Raw genomic sequence first — 17,205 nt, 5'->3', positions numbered from 1 at the left:
CGTCGTCGTGTCAGGCCTCGGACTTGGGCTGGGCGTCGACTCCCGCCTCCTTGCGCTGCTCGGCCGTGATCGGCGTCGGCGCGGCGGTCAGCGGGTCGAAGCCGGAGGCGGTCTTCGGGAACGCGATCACGTCGCGGATCGAGTCGCCGCCGGACAGCAGCATGCAGATCCGGTCCCAGCCGTAGGCGATGCCGCCGTGCGGGGGCGGGCCGTACTTGAACGCCTCCAGCAGGAAGCCGAACTTGCTCTCGGCCTCCTCCTTGGAGATGCCGAGCACGTCGAAGACGCGCTGCTGCATCTCGGCCCGGTGGATACGGATCGAGCCGCCGCCGATCTCCATGCCGTTGCAGACCATGTCGTAGGCGTAGGCCAGGGCCTCGCCCGGGTGGTCCTGGAAGTTGTCGGCCCACTCCGGCTTGGGGCCGGTGAACGGGTGGTGCACGGCCGTCCAGCCGCCCTCGCCGTCCTCCTCGAACATGGGGGCGTCGACCACCCACAGGAACGACCACTGCGACTCGTCGATCAGGCCGCAGCGCCGGCCGATCTCCAGCCGGGCCGCGCCCAGCAGGTCGCGGGAGGCCGAGCGGGCGCCGGCGGCGAAGAAGACCGCGTCGCCGGGGTTGGCGCCGACCTTGGCGGCCAGGCCGGACAGCTCCTGCTCCGACAGGTTCTTGGCGACCGGGCCGCCGAGCGTGCCGTCCTCCTGGACCAGCACGTACGCCAGGCCCTTGGCGCCGCGGCTGCGCGCCCACTCCTGCCAGCCGTCGAGCTCCTTGCGGGTCTGCGAGCCGCCGCCCGGCATGACCACCGCGCCGACGTAGTCGGCCTGGAAGACGCGGAAGGAGGTGTCGGCGAAGTAGTCGGTCATCTCGACGAGCTCCTGGCCGAAGCGCAGGTCGGGCTTGTCGGAGCCGTAGCGGGCCATGGCGTCGGCGTAGGTCATGCGCGGCAGCGGCATGGGGATCTCGTAGCCGAGGATCTCCCGCCACAGCCGGCCGACCAGCTTCTCGCCGACCTCGATGACGTCCTCCTGGTCGACGAAGGACATCTCGACGTCGATCTGGGTGAACTCGGGCTGGCGGTCGGCCCGCAGGTCCTCGTCGCGGTAGCACTTGGCGAGCTGGTAGTAGCGCTCCAGGCCGGCGACCTGGAGGAGCTGCTTGAACAGCTGCGGCGACTGCGGCAGGGCGTACCAGTTGCCGGGCTGCAGGCGGACCGGCACCAGGAAGTCGCGCGCGCCCTCGGGGGTCGAGCGGGTCAGCGTCGGGGTCTCGACGTAGACGAAGCCGAGCTCGTGCATCACCTCGTTGGCCAGGTAGGTGGCCTTGGAGCGGGTGCGCATGGCGCCGGCGACCTGCTGGCGGCGGATGTCGAGGTAGCGGTACTTGAGCCGGGCCTCCTCCGACACGCCCACGTTGCCCTCGATGGGGAACGGCAGCGGCGCGGACTCGCTCAGCACCTCGACCCGCTCGGCCACGACCTCGATCGCGCCGGTGGGCAGCTCGGGGTTGGCGTTGCCCTCCGGGCGCACCCTGACCTGGCCGACCACCTGCACGCAGTACTCGGCGCGCAGGTCGTGGGCGTGGTCCTCCTCGCGGAAGACCACCTGCGCCGAGCCGGAGGCGTCGCGCAGGTCGATGAAGACAACGCCGCCGTGGTCACGGCGGCGGGCCACCCATCCTGCGAGCGTCACCTGCTGCCCGGCATGCTCCTCACGGAGCGACCCGGCCGTATGCGTGCGGATCACTGCACTTTCCCTTTCAAAACGTCGGCGACCTGGGCCAGCGGCACCTCGGTCTGTTCAGCGGTGGTCAGGTCCTTCAGTTGCACGGCCTCGGCCGCGAGGTCACGCTCGCCCAGGATCAGCGCGAACCGGGCGCCGGATCGGTCCGCGCCCTTCATCGCGCCCTTGAGCCCCTTGCCGCCGAAGGCCATGTCGGCGCTGATGCCCGCCTCGCGCAGCTCGGAGAGGAGCAGGAACATGCGGCGGCGGGCGTCGTCACCCAGCGGGACACCGTACACCTGGACGCGGCCCGGCGCGGCCTCGCCGAGCAGACCCTCGGCCTCCATCGCCAGGTACGTGCGGTCGACGCCGAGCGCCCAGCCGACGCTGGGCAGCGGCGGGCCCCCCAGCACCTCGCTGAGCCCGTCGTAGCGGCCGCCGCCGCCGACGGCCGACTGCGAGCCGAGCCCGCCGTGCACGAACTCGAACGTGGTGCGCGTGTAGTAGTCGAGCCCGCGCACGAGCCGCGGGTCGTCCTCGAAGGCCACGCCCGAGGCGGTCAGCAGCGAGCGGACCTCCTCGTGGTAGCTCTTGCACGCCGCGCACAGGTGGTCGACCACCAGCGGCGCACCGGTGAGCTGCGCCTGCACCTCGGGCCGCTTGTCGTCGAGCACCCGCAGCGGGTTGATCTCGATGCGGGCCCTGGTGTCGGCGTCGAGGTCGAGCCCGCGCAGGAACTCCTGCAGCGCGGCCCGGTAGGCGGGCCGGCAGTTCTTGTCGCCGAGCGAGTTGACCAGCAGCTTGACCTGCCGGAGCCCGAGCGAGGCGAAGCCCCGCGCGCCGAGCACGATCAGCTCGGCGTCGAGCGCCGGGTCCTCGGAGCCCAGGGCCTCGGCCCCGACCTGCCAGAAGTGGCGGTAGCGGCCCTTCTGGGCACGCTCGTAGCGGAACTGGCTGCCGGAGTACCACAACTTGACCGGGAGCTGGCCGGTGTGCAGGTTGTGCTGGAGCACGGCGCGCACGACCGAGGCGGTGCCCTCGGGGCGCAGGGTCAGCGACCTGCCCGCCTTGTCGGGGAAGGTGTACATCTCCTTCGACACCACGTCGGTTGACTCGCCCACGCCTCGCTTGAACAGCTCGGTGTCCTCGAAGACGGGAGTCTCGACGTAGCCGTAGCCCGCCCGCCTCAGGGGGGCGGCCAGCGCCTCGCGCACGGCCAGGATGGCCTCGGAGCTGGGCGGCAGCCAGTCGAAGGTGCCTTTGGGTGCTTGGAAGCTCATTAGATCCCTCGTGTGGGACCGGCCTGCGGCGCCGCTTCCTTCAGGTAAGGGTTGGTGGCGCGCTCGCGGCCGATCGTGGTCTGTGGTCCGTGGCCCGGCAGGACGACCGTATCGTCAGGCAGCGGCAGGCACTTGGTGGCCAGGCTGCGCAGGATGGTCGCGTAGTCGCCGCCGGGAAGGTCGCTACGGCCGATGGAGCCGGCGAACAGCAGGTCGCCCGAGAACATGATCTCGTCGCCGGGCAGCCGGAAGCTCACCGACCCCCTGGTATGGCCCGGGGTGTGGTCGACCACGAGATCGAGGCCCGCCAGGCTGAGCTCCGCGCCGTCGGACAGCTCGCGCACGTCGTCGGGTTCGCTCAGCCTGATGTCGCCGAACAGCGAGACGCCGCCGCCCCAGCCGGCCGAGGGGTCGCTCAGCAGGTGGCGGTCGTCGGGGTGGATCCACGCGGGGACGTCGCGCGCGCCGCAGACGGGGGCGACCGACCACACGTGGTCGAGGTGGCCGTGCGTGAGCAGCACCGCGACCGGCTTGAGCCGGTGCTCGCGCAGCAGCTCGTCGACGCCTTCGGCGGCGTCCTGGCCCGGATCGACGATCACGCACTCCTCGCCGGCCGCGGGCGCGACGACGTAACAATTGGTCTGGAGGGCCCCTGCGGGGAAGCCTGCGATGAGCATCTGCCTCAGGTGATCTCGTCGAAAAGCCAATGGGAATGTAACCGAAGGGTACCGGTGCGGGTCGCCGGGCTGCGAATCATTACCCATTGGCCGATACGATTCGCCCACCTCAGTTGATTGACTATGGGAGGCAAAGCGGTGGCCACGGGCAAGGACCGGCAGAAGCAGCTGGCACGTGAGCACTACGAGCGGCAGATGCAGCGCCGCATCGAGCGCGAGCAGAAGGCCAAGCGCACCGCGATCATCGGCTCCACGGTCGGCGTCGTGGTCGTGGTGGGCGGCATCGTGGCCGCGGTCGCGCTCCTCGGCGGCGGCGACTCGAAGACCGAGGCGGCCGCCTCGCCTTCGGCCTCGGCCCCGCAGGACACCGCGTCGGCCGCGGCCGACAAGGGGCCCAAGCCGTACGACGCGGCGGCCGGCACCTGCGACTATGTCAAGGAGGCGGCCGGCGGCCAGGTCAAGGACGTCGGCATGCCGCCGGCCAAGGTCAAGACCGAACCGGCCAAGAGGACGATGACGCTCGACACCAACCTGGGCGCCATCGTGGTCGAGCTCGACAACGCCAAGGCGCCCTGCACGACCAACTCGCTGGCCTTCCTGGCATCCAAGAAGTTCTACGACGGCAGCAAGTGCCACCGGCTCGGCAGCGACAAGTTCCCGATGCTGCAGTGCGGCGACCCGACGGCCAAGGCCGACGGCAAGAGCCAGGACGGCGCGGGCGGCCCCGGCTACGTGATGGCCGAGGAGAACCTGCAGGGGGCGGCGTACAAGCGCGGCACGGTGGCGATGGCGAAGACGTCGGCGCCGGGCAGCACGGGGAGCCAGTTCTTCCTCGTTTACGGCGATCTCGGACTCACCCCGGATTACACGCCGGTGGGTACGATCACCAAGGGGCTCGACATCCTGGACAAGGTGAACAAAGCGGGCATCATCGCTGACATGGGAGATGGGACCGGAGCACCGAAGCAAACCCTCGAAATCAAAGACGTGACAATCGCCGGCAAGAGCTGACGTAATACAAACTAGGGACGAAGTAGTCCCGAAGGGTCTGATGGATAGTGCGGGAGGACACGGTGAGCACCGACCCGTGGGGCCGGGTAGACGACGACGGCACCGTCTACGTGCGTACGGCTGAGGGAGAGCGGGCCGTCGGCTCCTGGCAGGCCGGTGAACCCGAAGAGGCACTGGCCTACTTCCATCGCAAGTACGACGAGCTGTCGGGCCAGGTACAGCTCCTCGAACAGCGGGTCAAGGGCACCGACCTGGCGCCCGCGCAGGCCGAGGCGAGCATCGCCAAGCTGCGCGAGGCCGTCGCCGACGCCCACGCCGTGGGCGACCTGGCGGCGCTGACGGCCCGCCTCGACGGCCTGACCGAGCTGGTCGGCCATCGCCGCGAGGAGGTCAAGGCCGCCCGCGACCAGGCGCGCGCCGAGGCCAGGACGGTCAAGGAACGCATCGTCGCCGAGGCCGAGCGCATCGCCGACGAGACCACCCACTGGAAGTCGGGCGGCGAACGGCTGCGCCAGCTCGTGGAGGAGTGGAAGGCCGCCGACCGGATCGACCGGGTCACCGAGGCGGCGCTGTGGAAGCGCCTGTCGGCCGCCCGTACGGCCTTCGCCAAGCGCCGCAAGCAGTACTTCGCGGGTCTCGACGAGCAGCGCGAGGGCGTGCGCTCGGCCAAGGAGCGCATCGTCGCCGAGGCCGAGGCCCTCGCGGGCTCCACCGACTGGGGCACGACCGCGGCGATCTACCGCGAGCTGATGCAGCAGTGGAAGACCGCAGGGCGCGCCTCACGCGAGGTCGAGGACGAGCTGTGGGGCCGTTTCAAGGCCGCCCAGGACCAGTTCTTCCAGGCCCGTTCGGCGGTCTTCGCCGAGCGCGACGCCTCGCTGGCGGCCAACGCCGAGATCAAGGAGGAGCTGCTGGCCGAGGCCGAGAAGATCCTCCCGGTCACCGACGTGCGCACGGCCAGGGCGGCGCTGCGGCACATCCTGGAGCGCTGGGAGGCCGCCGGACCGGTGCCGCGCGAGCAGCGCGACCGGCTCGAAGGCGGGCTGCGCAAGGTCGACGAGGCCGTGCGCAAGGCCGAGGACGCCGAGTGGAAGCGGTCCAACCCCGAGGCCAGGGCGCGCGCCCAGAGCACGGTCGACCAGCTCCGCGCCTCCATCGAGCAGCTGGAGAAGCGGCTGTCCAAGGCGCAGGCCGCCGGCCGGGCCAAGGACGTCAAGGAGGCCGAGGAGGCGCTGGTCGCCCGCCGTTCGTGGCTGGAGGAGGCCGAGCGCACACTGACCGAGTTCAGCTGATCCGATCTTCGGAGGGCGGCCGGGGTCCTACGCTGACGGCATGGACCCCGTCAGCGTCGCGCGCGCCCTCGTCGACGAGCTGTTCCCCGGCGCCCTGTACGCCTTCGTCGGCGGCAGCGTGCTCACCGAGCGCCGCACCCGCACCTCCGACCTCGACGTCGTGGTGGTGCTCGACGGGCTGGCCGTGCCCTATCGCGAGTCCCTGCGCTGGCACGGCTGGCCCGTCGAGCTGTACGTCCACAGCGAGACCAGCCTCGACGCCTACGTCGACCGCGACCTGGCCCGGCGCAAGCCGGGCATGGCCCGCATGTGCGCCGACGGCGCGGTGCTGGTCGACCGCACCGGCGGCCGGGCCAGCGACCTGCAGACGGTGCTCGGCGAACGGCTGGCCGCCGGTCCCGGCGACCTGGCCGCGCCCCGCGCCGAACAGGCCCGTTACGGCCTGTCCGACCTGCTCGACGACCTGGCGGGCGCGACCGACCCCGGCGAGCAGCTGTTCATCCGCTGGCAGGTGGTCCAGGAGACCGCCAGGCTCGCGCTCGACGTGGGCGGCAGGTGGCGGGGCAACGGCAAATGGCTGCTGCGCGAGCTGCGCGAGCACGACCCGGCGCTGGCCGACGAGCTGCTGGCGGCCCACTCCGACCCGGCGCTGCTGACCACGGTGGCCTCAGGCGTCCTGGAACGGGCCGGAGGGCGCCTGTGGGAGGGCTACCGGGCCGAGGGCGACCCCTTCCACCTCCCGCTGCGTCACATCGCCGCTGAGGCGCTGTCGGGCGACACGGCCCAGAGCTCCGGGATGCGCCGGCTGGCCGCGATCAGCGGCGCCACGGCCGGTTCGTCGGCCCTGTGGATGGGCCAGACGCACGTCGCGCCCGCCACCCGCTCCTCCGACCACCACCACGGCGCCTCCGAGACCGCCATCTACGTCGTCAGCGGCACCCCGCGCTTCGTCTTCCTCCAGGACGGCCGCGAACGGCGGATCGAGGCGGCCCCCGGCGACTACGTCTACGTGCCGCCCTACACCCCGCACCGCGAGGAGAACCCCGACCCCGAGCGGGAGGCGGTCGTGGTGATCGCGCGCAGCACCCAGGAGGCGATCGTGGTCAACCTGCCGGACCTGAAGGGCTGATCCCTTCGGCGGCCCCTCAGCTGCCGGCGCCGCTCACCCGGTAGACGTCGAAGACGCCCTGGATGCTGCGCACGGCCTTGAGCACGTGGCCCAGGTGCTTCGGGTCGCCCATCTCGAAGGTGAACTTGCTGATCGCCACCCGGTCGCGCGAGGTCGTGACGGAGGCGCTGAGGATGTTGACGTGCTGGTCGGACAGGGTGCGCGTGACGTCGGACAGCAGCCGCGGCCGGTCGAGCGCCTCCACCTGGATGGCCACCAGGAACACGCTGTCGTCGCCCGGCGACCAGCTCACCTCGACCAGCCGGTCGGGCTGCTCCCTGAGCTGCTGGACGTTGGTGCAGTCGGCGCGGTGCACGGACACGCCGTGGCCGCGGGTGACGAAGCCCACGATCTCGTCGCCGGGCACCGGCGTGCAGCACTTGGACAGGCGCACCCACACGTCGGCGTCGCCCGCCACGACCACGCCCGCGCCGCCGCCGCGCGGACGGCCGCGCAGCCGGGTCGGCAGGGACGTCTCGGCGATGTCCTCCTCGGCGCTCTCCACGCCGCCGATCGAGGCCACGAGCTTCTGCACGACCGCCTGCGCGGCGATGTGCCCCTCCCCCACGGCCGCGTAGAGCGCCGACACGTCGGGGTAGCGCAGGTCGCGGGCGAGCGCCAGCAGCGCCTCGCCGGACATCAGGCGCTGCAGCGGCAGGCCCTGCTTGCGCATGGCGCGGCCGATGGCCTCCTTGCCCGCCTCGATCGCGGTCTCGCGGCGCTCCTTGGAGAACCACTGCCGGATCTTGTTGCGGGCCCGGCCGGACTTGACGAACTTCAGCCAGTCGCGCGACGGCCCGGCGTCGGGCGACTTGGAGGTGAAGATCTCGACCGTGTCGCCGTTGCCGAGCCGCGACTCCAGCGGCACCAGCCGCCCGTTGACGCGCGCGCCGATGCAGCGATGGCCGACCTCGGTGTGCACGGCGTACGCGAAGTCGACCGGCGTGCCGCCCTCGGGCAGCGCGATGACCTGGCCCTTCGGGGTGAACACGTAGACCTCGGAGACCGACAGGTCGAACCGCAGCGACTCCAGGAACTCGCCCGGGTCGGAGGTCTCCTTCTGCCAGTCGAGGAGCTGGCGCAGCCAGGCCATGTCGCTGCCCGGCTTGACCTTGCCGGTCGGCCCCGGCGCGCCGACCTCCTCCTTGTACTTCCAGTGGGCGGCCACGCCGTACTCGGCCCTGTGGTGCATCGCGTGCGTGCGGATCTGCAGCTCGACCGGCTTGCCCTCCGGACCGATCACCGTGGTGTGCAGCGACTGGTACATGTTGAACTTGGGCATCGCGATGTAGTCCTTGAACCGGCCGGGGACCGGGTTCCAGCGCGCGTGGATCGTGCCCAGCGCCGCGTAGCAGTCGCGCACGCTGTCGACCAGGACCCGGATGCCCACCAGGTCGTAGATGTCGTCGAAGGCGACGTCGCGGGCGATCATCTTCTGGTAGACGGAGTAGTAGTGCTTGGGCCGGCCCTTGACCACCGCGCGGATCTTGGCCTCGCGCAGGTCGCCGGAGACCTTCTCGATGACCTCCTGGAGGAACAGGTCGCGCCGCGGCGCGCGCTCGGACACCATGCGCGCGATCTCGTCGTAGCGCTTGGGGTAGAGCATCGCGAACGCGAGGTCCTCCAGCTCCCACTTGATCGTGTTCATGCCCAGCCGGTGGGCCAGCGGCGCGAAGATCTCCAGCGTCTCGCGGGACTTCTGGTGGCGCTTGTGCTCGGGCAGGTAGCGCATGGTGCGCATGTTGTGCAGCCGGTCGGCGAGCTTGATGATGAGCACGCGGATGTCGCGCGACATCGCCACGACCATCTTGCGCACGGTCTCGGCCTGCGCCGCGTCGCCGAACTTGACCTTGTCGAGCTTGGTGACGCCGTCGACCAGCGAGCCGATCGTGTCGCCGAAGTCGCCGCGCAGCTCGTCGAGGCTGTAGGCGGTGTCCTCGACGGTGTCGTGCAGCAGCGCGGCGCACAGCGTCTCGTCGTCGGTGCCCAGCTCGGCCAGGATCGTCGCCACGGCGAGCGGGTGGGTGATGTAGGGGTCGCCGGACTTCCGCTTCTGGTCGCGGTGGTGGTAGGCGGCCATGTCGTAGGCGCGTTCGATCAGGCGCAGATCGGCCTTGGGATGGGTGGCCCGGACCGTGCGGAACAGCGGCTCCAGCACCGGATTCATGGCCCCACCCCCAAACCGCCGTCGACGCACCGCAGGAACGCCGGGCGCGTCGGCATTACCAGCGTCGGTTACGTCGGGCGCGACCACATCACGGGGCACTCAGACTCCTCACGTTCGAGTCCAGATCCCCCCAGTGTATCCAGGCTGGGAACCCGGACTCGCTCGGGCCGTCTCAGACGATCACCAGGGAGTGCAGGTCGACGGCCGGCAGACGCTCGCGCCCCTTGAGAAAAGCCAGCTCCATCAGCACCGCGATGCCGACGACGTGCGCGCCCGCCCGTTCGACGAGCTCGATGGTGGCCTTGGCGGTGCCGCCGGTGGCCAGCACGTCGTCGACGATGAGCACCCGGTCGCCGGGCTCGAACGCGTCGCGGTGCACCTCGATGGTGGCCGAGCCGTACTCCAGGTCGTAGGACTCCTCCAGCGTCGCGGCCGGCAGCTTGCCCTTCTTGCGCACGGGGACGAACCCGGCCGCCGCCCGGTAGGCCACCGGGGCCGCCAGGATGAAGCCCCTGGCCTCGATCCCGACGATCTTGTCCACCTGGGTGAGGCCGGCCAGCTCCTCCACCACGGCCGCCATCGCGACCGGGTCGGCGAGCAGCGGGGTGATGTCCTTGAAGAGCACGCCGGGCTTGGGATAGTCGGGGACGTCCCTGATCCGGTCCAGGATCAACTGGGTGAGCTCACTCATCGTGCTTCCATCGCCTTCCTCACGGGTGCCGCGCTCCATGATGGCCTACTCCGGACCCTCCTCGGACCGCGCCCGCCGTCCGGGACGCCCCTGAGATGCCCTCAGCCGCCCGCCGGAGCCGGAGCCCCCGCCAGGGTGCCCCGCACCCTCCTGGAACGCCGCAGGCGCCCCTGAACGCGACGACGCCCCCACCCTGAACGGATGGGGGCGCCGGACGAAGCCCGGGAACGGGGCTCAGCCCTTCGCTACCGCTGCGCTTTTGGAACCCTTCGCCCCCTTGCCGGTGGTGGAGGCGAGCCGGCGCGCGATGGCCTGGTACTTCGGCTCCCGCTCCTTGAGCGTCACCAGCATCGGCGTGGCCACGCACAGGGACGAGTACGTGCCGACGAGCATGCCGACGAACAGCGCCAGCGACAGGTCCTTCAGCGTGCCCGCGCCGAGCAGCGTGGTGCCGATGAACAGGATGGCCGCCACCGGCAGGATCGCGACCAGCGAGGTGTTCAGCGACCGGATCAGCGTGTGGTTGAGCGCGTTGTTGGCCGCCATCGAGTACGTCATCTTGGAGGTCGTGCCCAGCTTGGCCGTGACCTCCTTGATCATGTCGAACACGACGACCGCGTCGTAGAGCGAGTAACCGAGGATGGTCAGGAAGCCCAGCAGCGTCGCCGGCGTGACCTCGAAGCCCGACCAGGCGTAGACGCCGGCCGTGATGACGAGGTCGTGGATGAGCGCGACGATCGCCGACAGGGCCATCTTCGGCTCGAACGCCATCGACAGGTACAGGATGATCGCGAGCATGAAGACGCCCAGGCCGATCCAGGCCTTCTGGGAGACCTCACCGCCCCAGGAGGCGCCGATCGACTGGACGCTGACGTCCTTGACCGGGACCTTGTAGTCCTTGGCGATCGTGGTCTGCATCTGGTTGAGCGTCGACTCCGACAGGGTCTCGGTGGTGACCCGCCAGTTGTCGCGGGCCCGCTGCACGATCACCTGGTGGGCGCCCTGCGTGCGGAAGTCCTCGCGGACCTCCTCGACGGTGCCGGTGCTCGCCGGGAACGTGAAGACCGTTCCGCCCTTGAACTCCACGCCCAGGTTGAGCCCGTTGAACAGGATGCCGGCGAGGGAGACGAGCAGCAGCAGGCCGGACAGGCTGTACCAGAGCCTCCACTTGCCGACGAAGTCGACATCGATCTCGCCGCGGTAGAGGCGACGCCCCAGTCCCATCTCAGGCCTCCTGCGGAGTGGTCGTGCGGGCCGGCTCGGCGCTCATGCGCTCGGCGTCGAGACCGGACAGCGGGTGCCCCTTGGCGAAGAACTTCAGCCTCGCCAGCAGGGCGATGAACGGCTTGGTGAACAGGAACACCACCACGATGTCGATCAGCGTGGTCAGGCCCATCGCGAAGGCGAACCCGGCCACACCGCCCACCGCCAGGAAGTACAGCACGATGGCGGCGATGAACATGACGGCGTCGGCGATCAGGATCGTGCGCCGGGCACGGACCCAGGCCACCTCGACGGCCGCGCGAAGCGTCCGCCGACCTTCCTTCATCTCATCACGTATGCGTTCGAAGTACACGATGAAGGAGTCGGCGGTGATGCCGATCGAGACCACCAGGCCGATGATGTGCGGCAGGGAGAGCCGGAAACCGGCGTTGTGGCCGAGCACGACCACCGCCGTGTACGTCAGGATCGAGGCCACGACGAGGCTCAGCACCGCGACGAGGCCGAGGCCGCGGTAGTACAGCAGCGAGTAGACGACCACCAGGCCGAGGCCGATGATGCCCGCGATCAGGCCGCCTTCGAGCTGGTCGGCGCCGAGCGTCGATGACACGGTGTCGATCGAGCTGCGCTGGAACTTCAGCGGGAGGGCGCCGTACTTGAGCTGGTCGGCCAGGTTGGTGGCGCTGACCTGGTCGAAGCCGCCGGTGATCTCGGCGCGGCCGCCGGGGATCGGGCTGATGATGTTGGGGGCCGTGATGACCACGCCGTCGAGGACGACCGCCACCTTGTTGCGCGGCTCCTGGGCGTTGTAGGCGGTGGTGGTGAGCTTGCTCCACTCGCCCGCGCCCTTGCTCTTGAAGTCGAGCTGGACGACCCACTCCACGGTGCCCTGGCGCACGCCCGCCGAGGCGGTGTCGATGTCGGTGCCGACGACCTTGGCGACGTCGAGGACGTACTTGAAGCTGCCGTCGGTCTCGCAGGCCGCGTACTGCTTGTTCGGGTCGTCCTGGACGCCCTGGCCCCGGTTCTTGGGGTCGGTGCAGTCGAGCTTGTGGAACTGCTGCAGCACGGCCGGGTCGATGCCCTCGGTGTTGATGCCGGCGTTCGGGTCCTGCTTCGGCGGCGTGGTGGGCGGCGTGCTCGGCGCCGGCGTCGGCGTGGCGTTCCTGCCCTTGGTGTTCTGCTTCTGGCCCGTCTGGTTCTGGGCCGTCTGGTCACGGCCGGTGCCGGTCGTGGCCGAGGGCGTGGCGCCCGGCGTGGGGGCGGTCAGCGCGGACGACAGCGCCTTGCCCGTCGGGGACGCGCTCGGCGTGCCCACCGACTGCCGGCCCGACGGCCTGGCGGTCGAGGACGGCTGGGCGGTCGAGGACGGCTGCGCCGACGGCGAGGCACCCGGCGTGGGCGCCTCGGTGGTCAGGTTCTGCGGGACCTGCGTGGCCTCCATGGCGAGCACCTGGCGGAAGCGCAGCTCCGCCGTGGTGGCGACCAGCTTGATGGCCTCGCTCTGTCCGACGCCCGGAATGGAGATGATGATGTTGTCGCCGGACTTGGCGACCTCCGCGTCGGAGATGCCGGTGCCGTTGACCCGGTCGCGGATGATGTTGACCGCGCGGTCGAGGATCTCTTCAGGCGGAGACTGACCGGACTGGGTCACGGGTGACAGCGTCACCGTCGTTCCGCCGGCGAGGTCGAGTCCAAGCTTGGGCGTGAACGCCTTCTGCAGGAACATCGTCCCGCCCAGGGCGAGGATGAGCGCCAGCAGCACCAAGAGCGTGCGCCCTGGTCGGCTGTGGCGGCTGGTCGGTCGGGCCACTGGTCGTCGATTCTCTCAGATAGGGGTTTGTCGCAGAGCTTAGTCAGGACTGCTTGGTGCTGGAGTCCTGATCGCCGTTACGCTCCACGGTCGCGTCGGACTCCTTGGTGTCACCGTCGGCGACATCGGTCTCGGCGACCGGCTCGTCGGTCACCACCGGGGCGTCACCGGGCTGGACCACACGGCCGATGGCGGCCTTGACCCAGCGCGTCTCGATGCCGGGCGCGACCTCGAGCACGACGTCCTCGTTGTCCACCGCGACCACCGTGGCGAACAGGCCCGTCGTGGTCATGACGCGGGCGCCCGGGGCCAAGGAGTTCTGCATCTGCTGCGCTTCCTGCTGGCGCTTGCGCTGCGGACGGATCAGCAGGAAGTAGAACACCACCACCAGAAGGATCAGCGGCAGGATGCTTCCGAGTTGTCCCATGTCCATAGGGGCGACCTTCCATAGTCGTTCAAGAATTTGACACCGGCCTCGCGCCGGAAATTCCGTTGCGTAGCTCTCGGGCCGCGCCGCTCAGCCCGTCAGCCTACACAGCCAGCCAAGCCACGGAGTGTAGGCGCTTGTTATGAAACGCGGCAACGAGGCAGCGATTCGGCGCGCGGGGAAGTTCCCGATTTGAAATGGTTGCAACCGTTTCGTGATCACGGTGAAACGGCGGCTCCGAACGCGTCCGGCGGTGGTGTCATACCCATATGTGTCCAGGCGGAAGCGGTCGCGACCCGGCCGCGCGGGGTCCTGGCCAGCAGCCCTTGGCGGACGAGGAAAGGCTCGGCGACCACTTCGACGGTCTCGGGCTCCTCCCCCACGGCCACGGCGAGCGTGGAGAGGCCGACGGGACCGCCGCCGAACTTGCGCAGCAGCACTCCGAGAACCGCCCGGTCGAGCCGGTCGAGCCCTTCGGCGTCGACTTCGTAAAGGTTGAGTGCGGCCGAGGCGATGTCCCGGTCGATCATCCCGTCCGCGCGCACGTCGGCGAAGTCGCGGACGCGGCGCAGCAGCCGGTTGGCGATGCGGGGCGTGCCGCGCGAGCGCCGGGCGATCTCGTGGGCGCCCTCCTCGGGCAGGACGACGCCGAGCAGCCGCGCCGACCGTTCGAGCACCTGCTCCAGCTCGCCGACGTCGTAGAAGTCCATGTGGGCGGTGAACCCGAACCGGTCGCGCAGCGGCGCCGGCAGCAGCCCGGCCCGCGTGGTGGCGCCGACCAGCGTGAACGGCGCGATGTCGAGCGGGATCGCGGTCGCGCCCGGCCCCTTGCCCACGACGATGTCGACCCGGAAGTCCTCCATGGCCAGGTAGAGCATCTCCTCGGCGGGCCTGGCCATGCGGTGGATCTCGTCGATGAACAGCACCTCGCCCTCCGTCAGCGTGGACAGGATGGCCGCGAGGTCGCCGGCCCGTTCGAGGGCGGGGCCGGAGGTGATGCGGAGCGGCATGTTGAGCTCGGCCGCGATGATCATGGCGAGCGTGGTCTTGCCGAGGCCCGGCGACCCGCTCATCAGCACGTGGTCGGGCGGGCGCTGCCGTCGCATCGCGCTCTCCAGCACCAGAGAGAGCTGCTCGCGCACCCGGCCCTGGCCGATGAACTCGCCCAGCCGCTTGGGCCGCAGCGCCGCCTCGATCTGCAGCTCGTCGCCGCCGGCGTCGGCGGAGACCAGCTCGCGCTCATAGTCCATGGCCACCGCTCCTCTCCGCGCGCCGGGACGTCGTCACGGACCTCATGATCATCTTACGCTGAGAGATCGTAGCGCCGCCTTCAGCAGCGCGGCGACCTGCGGCTGGCGCCCGGCCGCCAGGTCGGCCTCGGCCTCGGGCGCGACCCCGGCCACGGCCTCGTCGGCGTCTTTACCCGAGTAGCCGAGCCCCACCAGGCCGGAGTGCACCTGCTCGCGCCACAGGGCGGCGCGCCGGTCGCCGCCGATGGCCGCGTTGACGGCCTCCTCGGGGGTGCCGAGCCGGTCCTTCAGCTCCAGCACGATGCGCTGGGCGCCCTTCTGCCCGATGCCCGGCACCCGCGTGAGCGCCTTGAGGTCGGCGGCGGCCACGGCCATCCGCAGGGCGTTGGGCGTGTGCACGGCGAGCATCGACAGCGCCAGCTTGGGGCCGACGCCGCTGGCGGTCTGCAGCATCTCGAAGACGGCGCGCTCGTCGTCGCTGGCGAAGCCGTAGAGGGTCAGCGACTCCTCGCGCACCACCAGCGACGTGGCCAGCCTGGCCTGCTCGCCCACGCGCAGCGTGGCCAGAGTGCCGGGGGTGCAGTGGGTGAGCATGCCGACGCCCCCCACCTCGATCACGGCTCCGTCGGGTGCGACCGACGCCACCCTGCCCGCCACCGACGCGATCACGACTCGGTCTTCCTTTCCACGAAACGGCCGGCCCGCACGGGTCAGCGCCCCTTGCCGGCGCGGGCCATGGCCTCGGCCAGCCGATGCTGGGCGCCGCCGCGCCAGATGTGGCAGATGGCCAGGGCCAGGGCGTCGGCGGCGTCGGCCGGCTTGGGCATCTCGGCCAGCCGCAGCAGCCGGGTGATCATCGTGCCGACCTGCTTCTTGTCGGCCGTGCCGCTGCCGGTGACGGCGGCCTTGACCTCGGAGGGCGTGTGCAGCGCGACGGGCAGCCCCCGCCGGGCCGCGCACAGCACGGCGATGCCGGCCGCCTGCGCGGTGCCCATGACCGTGCGGACGTTGTGCTGGCTGAAGACGCGCTCCACGGCCACGGCGTCGGGACGGATCTCGTCGAGCCACCGCTCGATGCCGGCCTCGATGCCGACCAGCCGCGTGCCGAGCTCCTCGTCGGCGCCCGTGCGCACGACCCCGACGGCCACCAGCGACAGCGGCGCGCCCGGCCGCCCCTCGACCGCGCCCAGGCCGCACCGGGTCAGCCCCGGATCGACGCCCATCACCCGCACCGGCTTGCCTCCCGCGCCGCCGAACATCTGTTCGGCACGAGACTCTACCCCGGCTGAGCTGGCCGCGCACCGTGAATCGCCCGCCGCGAACGGCGGGCGGGCCCTGTCAGAAGTAGTCGAGCATGTACGGCTTGGCGGCGAAGGCCGTGTCGAGCAGCTCGTCGTGGCGGTCGTCGCCGGACATGAGGCCGGTCCTGCGCAGCGTCGCGGTGGGGACGCCGGCGTACAGGGCGGAGAAGCCGCCCGCGCTCAGCGCCGCTCCCCCGCCGGCCGCCGGGGTGGCCGTTCCTGAGCCGCCGGAGAACTCCAGCCGGAAGGAGCCACCGCCGCGCAGCGGGTCGTCCACGGAGACCGCGGCTTCGCCGGTGACGGCGGCGGGGAAGCCCCGGCGTTCGACGGCGGCGGCCACGTCCAGCACCCTGAACATCCACCGCACCTGCGTGACGTGGTCGGTGGAGCGCTCGCCCAGGAGCCACAGCACCGGGTCGTCGGGGGCGACCGGCGCGGTGACCTTGCGGGCGATGGAGGACGAGCTGCCCACCATCGACCACAGCGCCCTGCTCGTCTCCTCCGACCCGGCGACGAGGTTCTCGACGTGCATGTCGTCGCCGTTCCAGCGGTAGACGAGGTAGCCGTCGTGGGCCAGGTAGAGGAAGTCGTCCTCGTTGGACAGCCAGATGCGCCAGGCGCGCTCGTCCCAGGCGACGGGGCCGCTGGAGCGGGCGGCGGCGTGCGTGCGGTGGAGCAGGGAGACGACCTCGGCGGCGTCGTCGGGGCCCATCCTGCGCAGCTTGACCTCGCCGGACGGCCTGATGCGGCGCAGCGACTCGGCGGGCAGCGTGATCATGTGCCGGGCGCCGGCGTGCTCGTAGCCGAGCGAGCGGTAGATCGGCGTGGTGGCGGGGTAGAGCGCCGAGACGGCGTCGCCGTGGGCGGCGGCGCGTTCGATGACGGCGCGCATGATGGCGGTGCCGACGCCGTGGCCGCGGTCCTCCGGGTTGACGGTGACCCCCGCGATGCCGGCCATGGGCTGCGGACGGCCGTACCACCATTGGGTGAAGCCGCGCAGCCGGGCCGAGGCGGCGAGCCTGCCGCCCTCGAACGCGCCCAGGTAGCGGCCCTCGCCGAGCGTGGACGTCACAGTGTGGCGCCACCGCTCGACGTCCGCGGCGGAGATCGGGCCGAAGGAACGTTTACGCAGGTCGAGAACGTCGTCGAGGTCGTCGGGGGTGAGATCGCGAATTTCCACAACC

The 17,205-nt window shown here is 70.9% G+C and carries 15 protein-coding genes; 3 read left to right on the top strand and 12 right to left on the bottom strand.

Annotated elements, in window-relative coordinates; all coding sequences use genetic code 11:
* Positions 1–10 precede the first annotated feature (10 nt).
* The 3 genes from aspS to ABZ815_RS28960 are packed head-to-tail and all read right to left on the bottom strand — an operon-like array spanning position 11 to position 3,680.
* Positions 11–1,747 carry an aspartate--tRNA ligase gene (gene aspS / locus ABZ815_RS28970; protein WP_357703297.1) on the bottom strand — a complete coding sequence of 579 codons (1,737 nt, stop codon included), beginning with the start codon at positions 1,745–1,747 and terminating at the stop codon, positions 11–13.
* Positions 1,744–3,003, bottom strand: a complete 1,260-nt coding sequence (hisS, locus tag ABZ815_RS28965; RefSeq protein ID WP_357703295.1) for a histidine--tRNA ligase — start codon at positions 3,001–3,003, stop codon at positions 1,744–1,746. The genes aspS and hisS overlap by 4 nt, the downstream gene beginning before the upstream one ends.
* The gene (locus tag ABZ815_RS28960; RefSeq protein ID WP_357703293.1) at positions 3,003–3,680 is read right to left on the bottom strand and encodes an MBL fold metallo-hydrolase; all 678 of its coding nucleotides are present in this window, start codon (positions 3,678–3,680) and stop codon (positions 3,003–3,005) included. Before ABZ815_RS28960 ends, hisS begins: the two co-directional genes overlap by 1 nt.
* 138 nt (positions 3,681–3,818) lie before the next feature.
* On the opposite strand from ABZ815_RS28960, the gene ABZ815_RS28955 reads away from it, so the two are divergent.
* The 3 genes from ABZ815_RS28955 (at position 3,819) to ABZ815_RS28945 (ending at position 7,112) form a co-directional block, all read left to right on the top strand.
* A complete protein-coding gene (locus ABZ815_RS28955) occupies positions 3,819–4,691 on the top strand; it encodes a peptidylprolyl isomerase (protein ID WP_357703291.1) in 873 nt (290 codons plus the stop codon).
* A 62-nt stretch (positions 4,692–4,753) separates the two neighbouring features.
* Complete coding sequence (locus ABZ815_RS28950) at positions 4,754–5,983, top strand: DUF349 domain-containing protein (RefSeq protein WP_357703289.1); 1,230 nt, start codon at positions 4,754–4,756, stop codon at positions 5,981–5,983.
* Positions 5,984–6,023: 40 nt separating this feature from the next.
* Positions 6,024–7,112, top strand: coding sequence for a cupin domain-containing protein (locus ABZ815_RS28945; protein WP_357703287.1), 1,089 nt, complete (start codon positions 6,024–6,026; stop codon positions 7,110–7,112).
* A 16-nt stretch (positions 7,113–7,128) separates the two neighbouring features.
* On the opposite strand, the gene ABZ815_RS28940 is transcribed toward ABZ815_RS28945, so the two are convergent.
* From ABZ815_RS28940 to ABZ815_RS28900, 9 genes are all read right to left on the bottom strand, one after another.
* Positions 7,129–9,318, bottom strand: a complete 2,190-nt coding sequence (locus ABZ815_RS28940) for a bifunctional (p)ppGpp synthetase/guanosine-3',5'-bis(diphosphate) 3'-pyrophosphohydrolase (protein WP_357703285.1) — start codon at positions 9,316–9,318, stop codon at positions 7,129–7,131.
* A gap of 172 nt (positions 9,319–9,490) precedes the next feature.
* Positions 9,491–10,009, bottom strand: coding sequence for an adenine phosphoribosyltransferase (locus tag ABZ815_RS28935; RefSeq protein WP_357703283.1), 519 nt, complete (start codon positions 10,007–10,009; stop codon positions 9,491–9,493).
* A 234-nt stretch (positions 10,010–10,243) separates the two neighbouring features.
* Entirely contained in the window at positions 10,244–11,233 is a 990-nt protein-coding gene (gene secF, locus ABZ815_RS28930) for a protein translocase subunit SecF (protein WP_357703281.1), read from the bottom strand.
* Between the two features lies 1 nt (position 11,234).
* The gene (gene secD / locus ABZ815_RS28925; RefSeq protein WP_357703422.1) at positions 11,235–12,995 is read right to left on the bottom strand and encodes a protein translocase subunit SecD; all 1,761 of its coding nucleotides are present in this window, start codon (positions 12,993–12,995) and stop codon (positions 11,235–11,237) included.
* 91 nt (positions 12,996–13,086) lie between these two features.
* A complete protein-coding gene (gene yajC / locus ABZ815_RS28920) occupies positions 13,087–13,470 on the bottom strand; it encodes a preprotein translocase subunit YajC (protein WP_357703279.1) in 384 nt (127 codons plus the stop codon).
* A gap of 218 nt (positions 13,471–13,688) precedes the next feature.
* Positions 13,689–14,720, bottom strand: coding sequence for a Holliday junction branch migration DNA helicase RuvB (gene ruvB / locus ABZ815_RS28915; protein WP_357703277.1), 1,032 nt, complete (start codon positions 14,718–14,720; stop codon positions 13,689–13,691).
* A 48-nt stretch (positions 14,721–14,768) separates the two neighbouring features.
* Positions 14,769–15,389 carry a Holliday junction branch migration protein RuvA gene (ruvA, locus tag ABZ815_RS28910; protein ID WP_357703275.1) on the bottom strand — a complete coding sequence of 207 codons (621 nt, stop codon included), beginning with the start codon at positions 15,387–15,389 and terminating at the stop codon, positions 14,769–14,771.
* Positions 15,390–15,430: 41 nt separating this feature from the next.
* Positions 15,431–15,952, bottom strand: coding sequence for a crossover junction endodeoxyribonuclease RuvC (gene ruvC, locus ABZ815_RS28905; RefSeq protein ID WP_357703420.1), 522 nt, complete (start codon positions 15,950–15,952; stop codon positions 15,431–15,433).
* A gap of 106 nt (positions 15,953–16,058) precedes the next feature.
* Positions 16,059–17,201, bottom strand: a complete 1,143-nt coding sequence (locus ABZ815_RS28900; protein WP_357703273.1) for a GNAT family N-acetyltransferase — start codon at positions 17,199–17,201, stop codon at positions 16,059–16,061.
* Positions 17,202–17,205: the final 4 nt, after the last annotated feature.

Source organism: Nonomuraea sp. NPDC047529, assembly GCF_040642995.1.
GTDB lineage: Bacteria > Actinomycetota > Actinomycetes > Streptosporangiales > Streptosporangiaceae > Nonomuraea.
The sequence above is the reverse complement of the archived record's forward strand: the minus strand, read 5'-3'. Positions and strand labels throughout refer to the sequence as shown.

What these genes read in the sequence shown, in the direction of transcription:
- yajC (WP_357703279.1), bottom strand. Translation starts at nt 13,470, where the DNA reads ATGGGACAACTCGGAAGCATCCTGCCGCTGATCCTTCTGGTGGTGGTG.
- secF (WP_357703281.1), bottom strand. Translation starts at nt 11,233, where the DNA reads ATGGGACTGGGGCGTCGCCTCTACCGCGGCGAGATCGATGTCGACTTC.
- ABZ815_RS28940 (WP_357703285.1), bottom strand. Translation starts at nt 9,318, where the DNA reads ATGAATCCGGTGCTGGAGCCGCTGTTCCGCACGGTCCGGGCCACCCAT.
- ABZ815_RS28960 (WP_357703293.1), bottom strand. Translation starts at nt 3,680, where the DNA reads ATGCTCATCGCAGGCTTCCCCGCAGGGGCCCTCCAGACCAATTGTTAC.
- ABZ815_RS28935 (WP_357703283.1), bottom strand. Translation starts at nt 10,009, where the DNA reads ATGAGTGAGCTCACCCAGTTGATCCTGGACCGGATCAGGGACGTCCCC.
- hisS (WP_357703295.1), bottom strand. Translation starts at nt 3,003, where the DNA reads ATGAGCTTCCAAGCACCCAAAGGCACCTTCGACTGGCTGCCGCCCAGC.
- ABZ815_RS28945 (WP_357703287.1), top strand. Translation starts at nt 6,024, where the DNA reads ATGGACCCCGTCAGCGTCGCGCGCGCCCTCGTCGACGAGCTGTTCCCC.
- ruvB (WP_357703277.1), bottom strand. Translation starts at nt 14,720, where the DNA reads ATGGACTATGAGCGCGAGCTGGTCTCCGCCGACGCCGGCGGCGACGAG.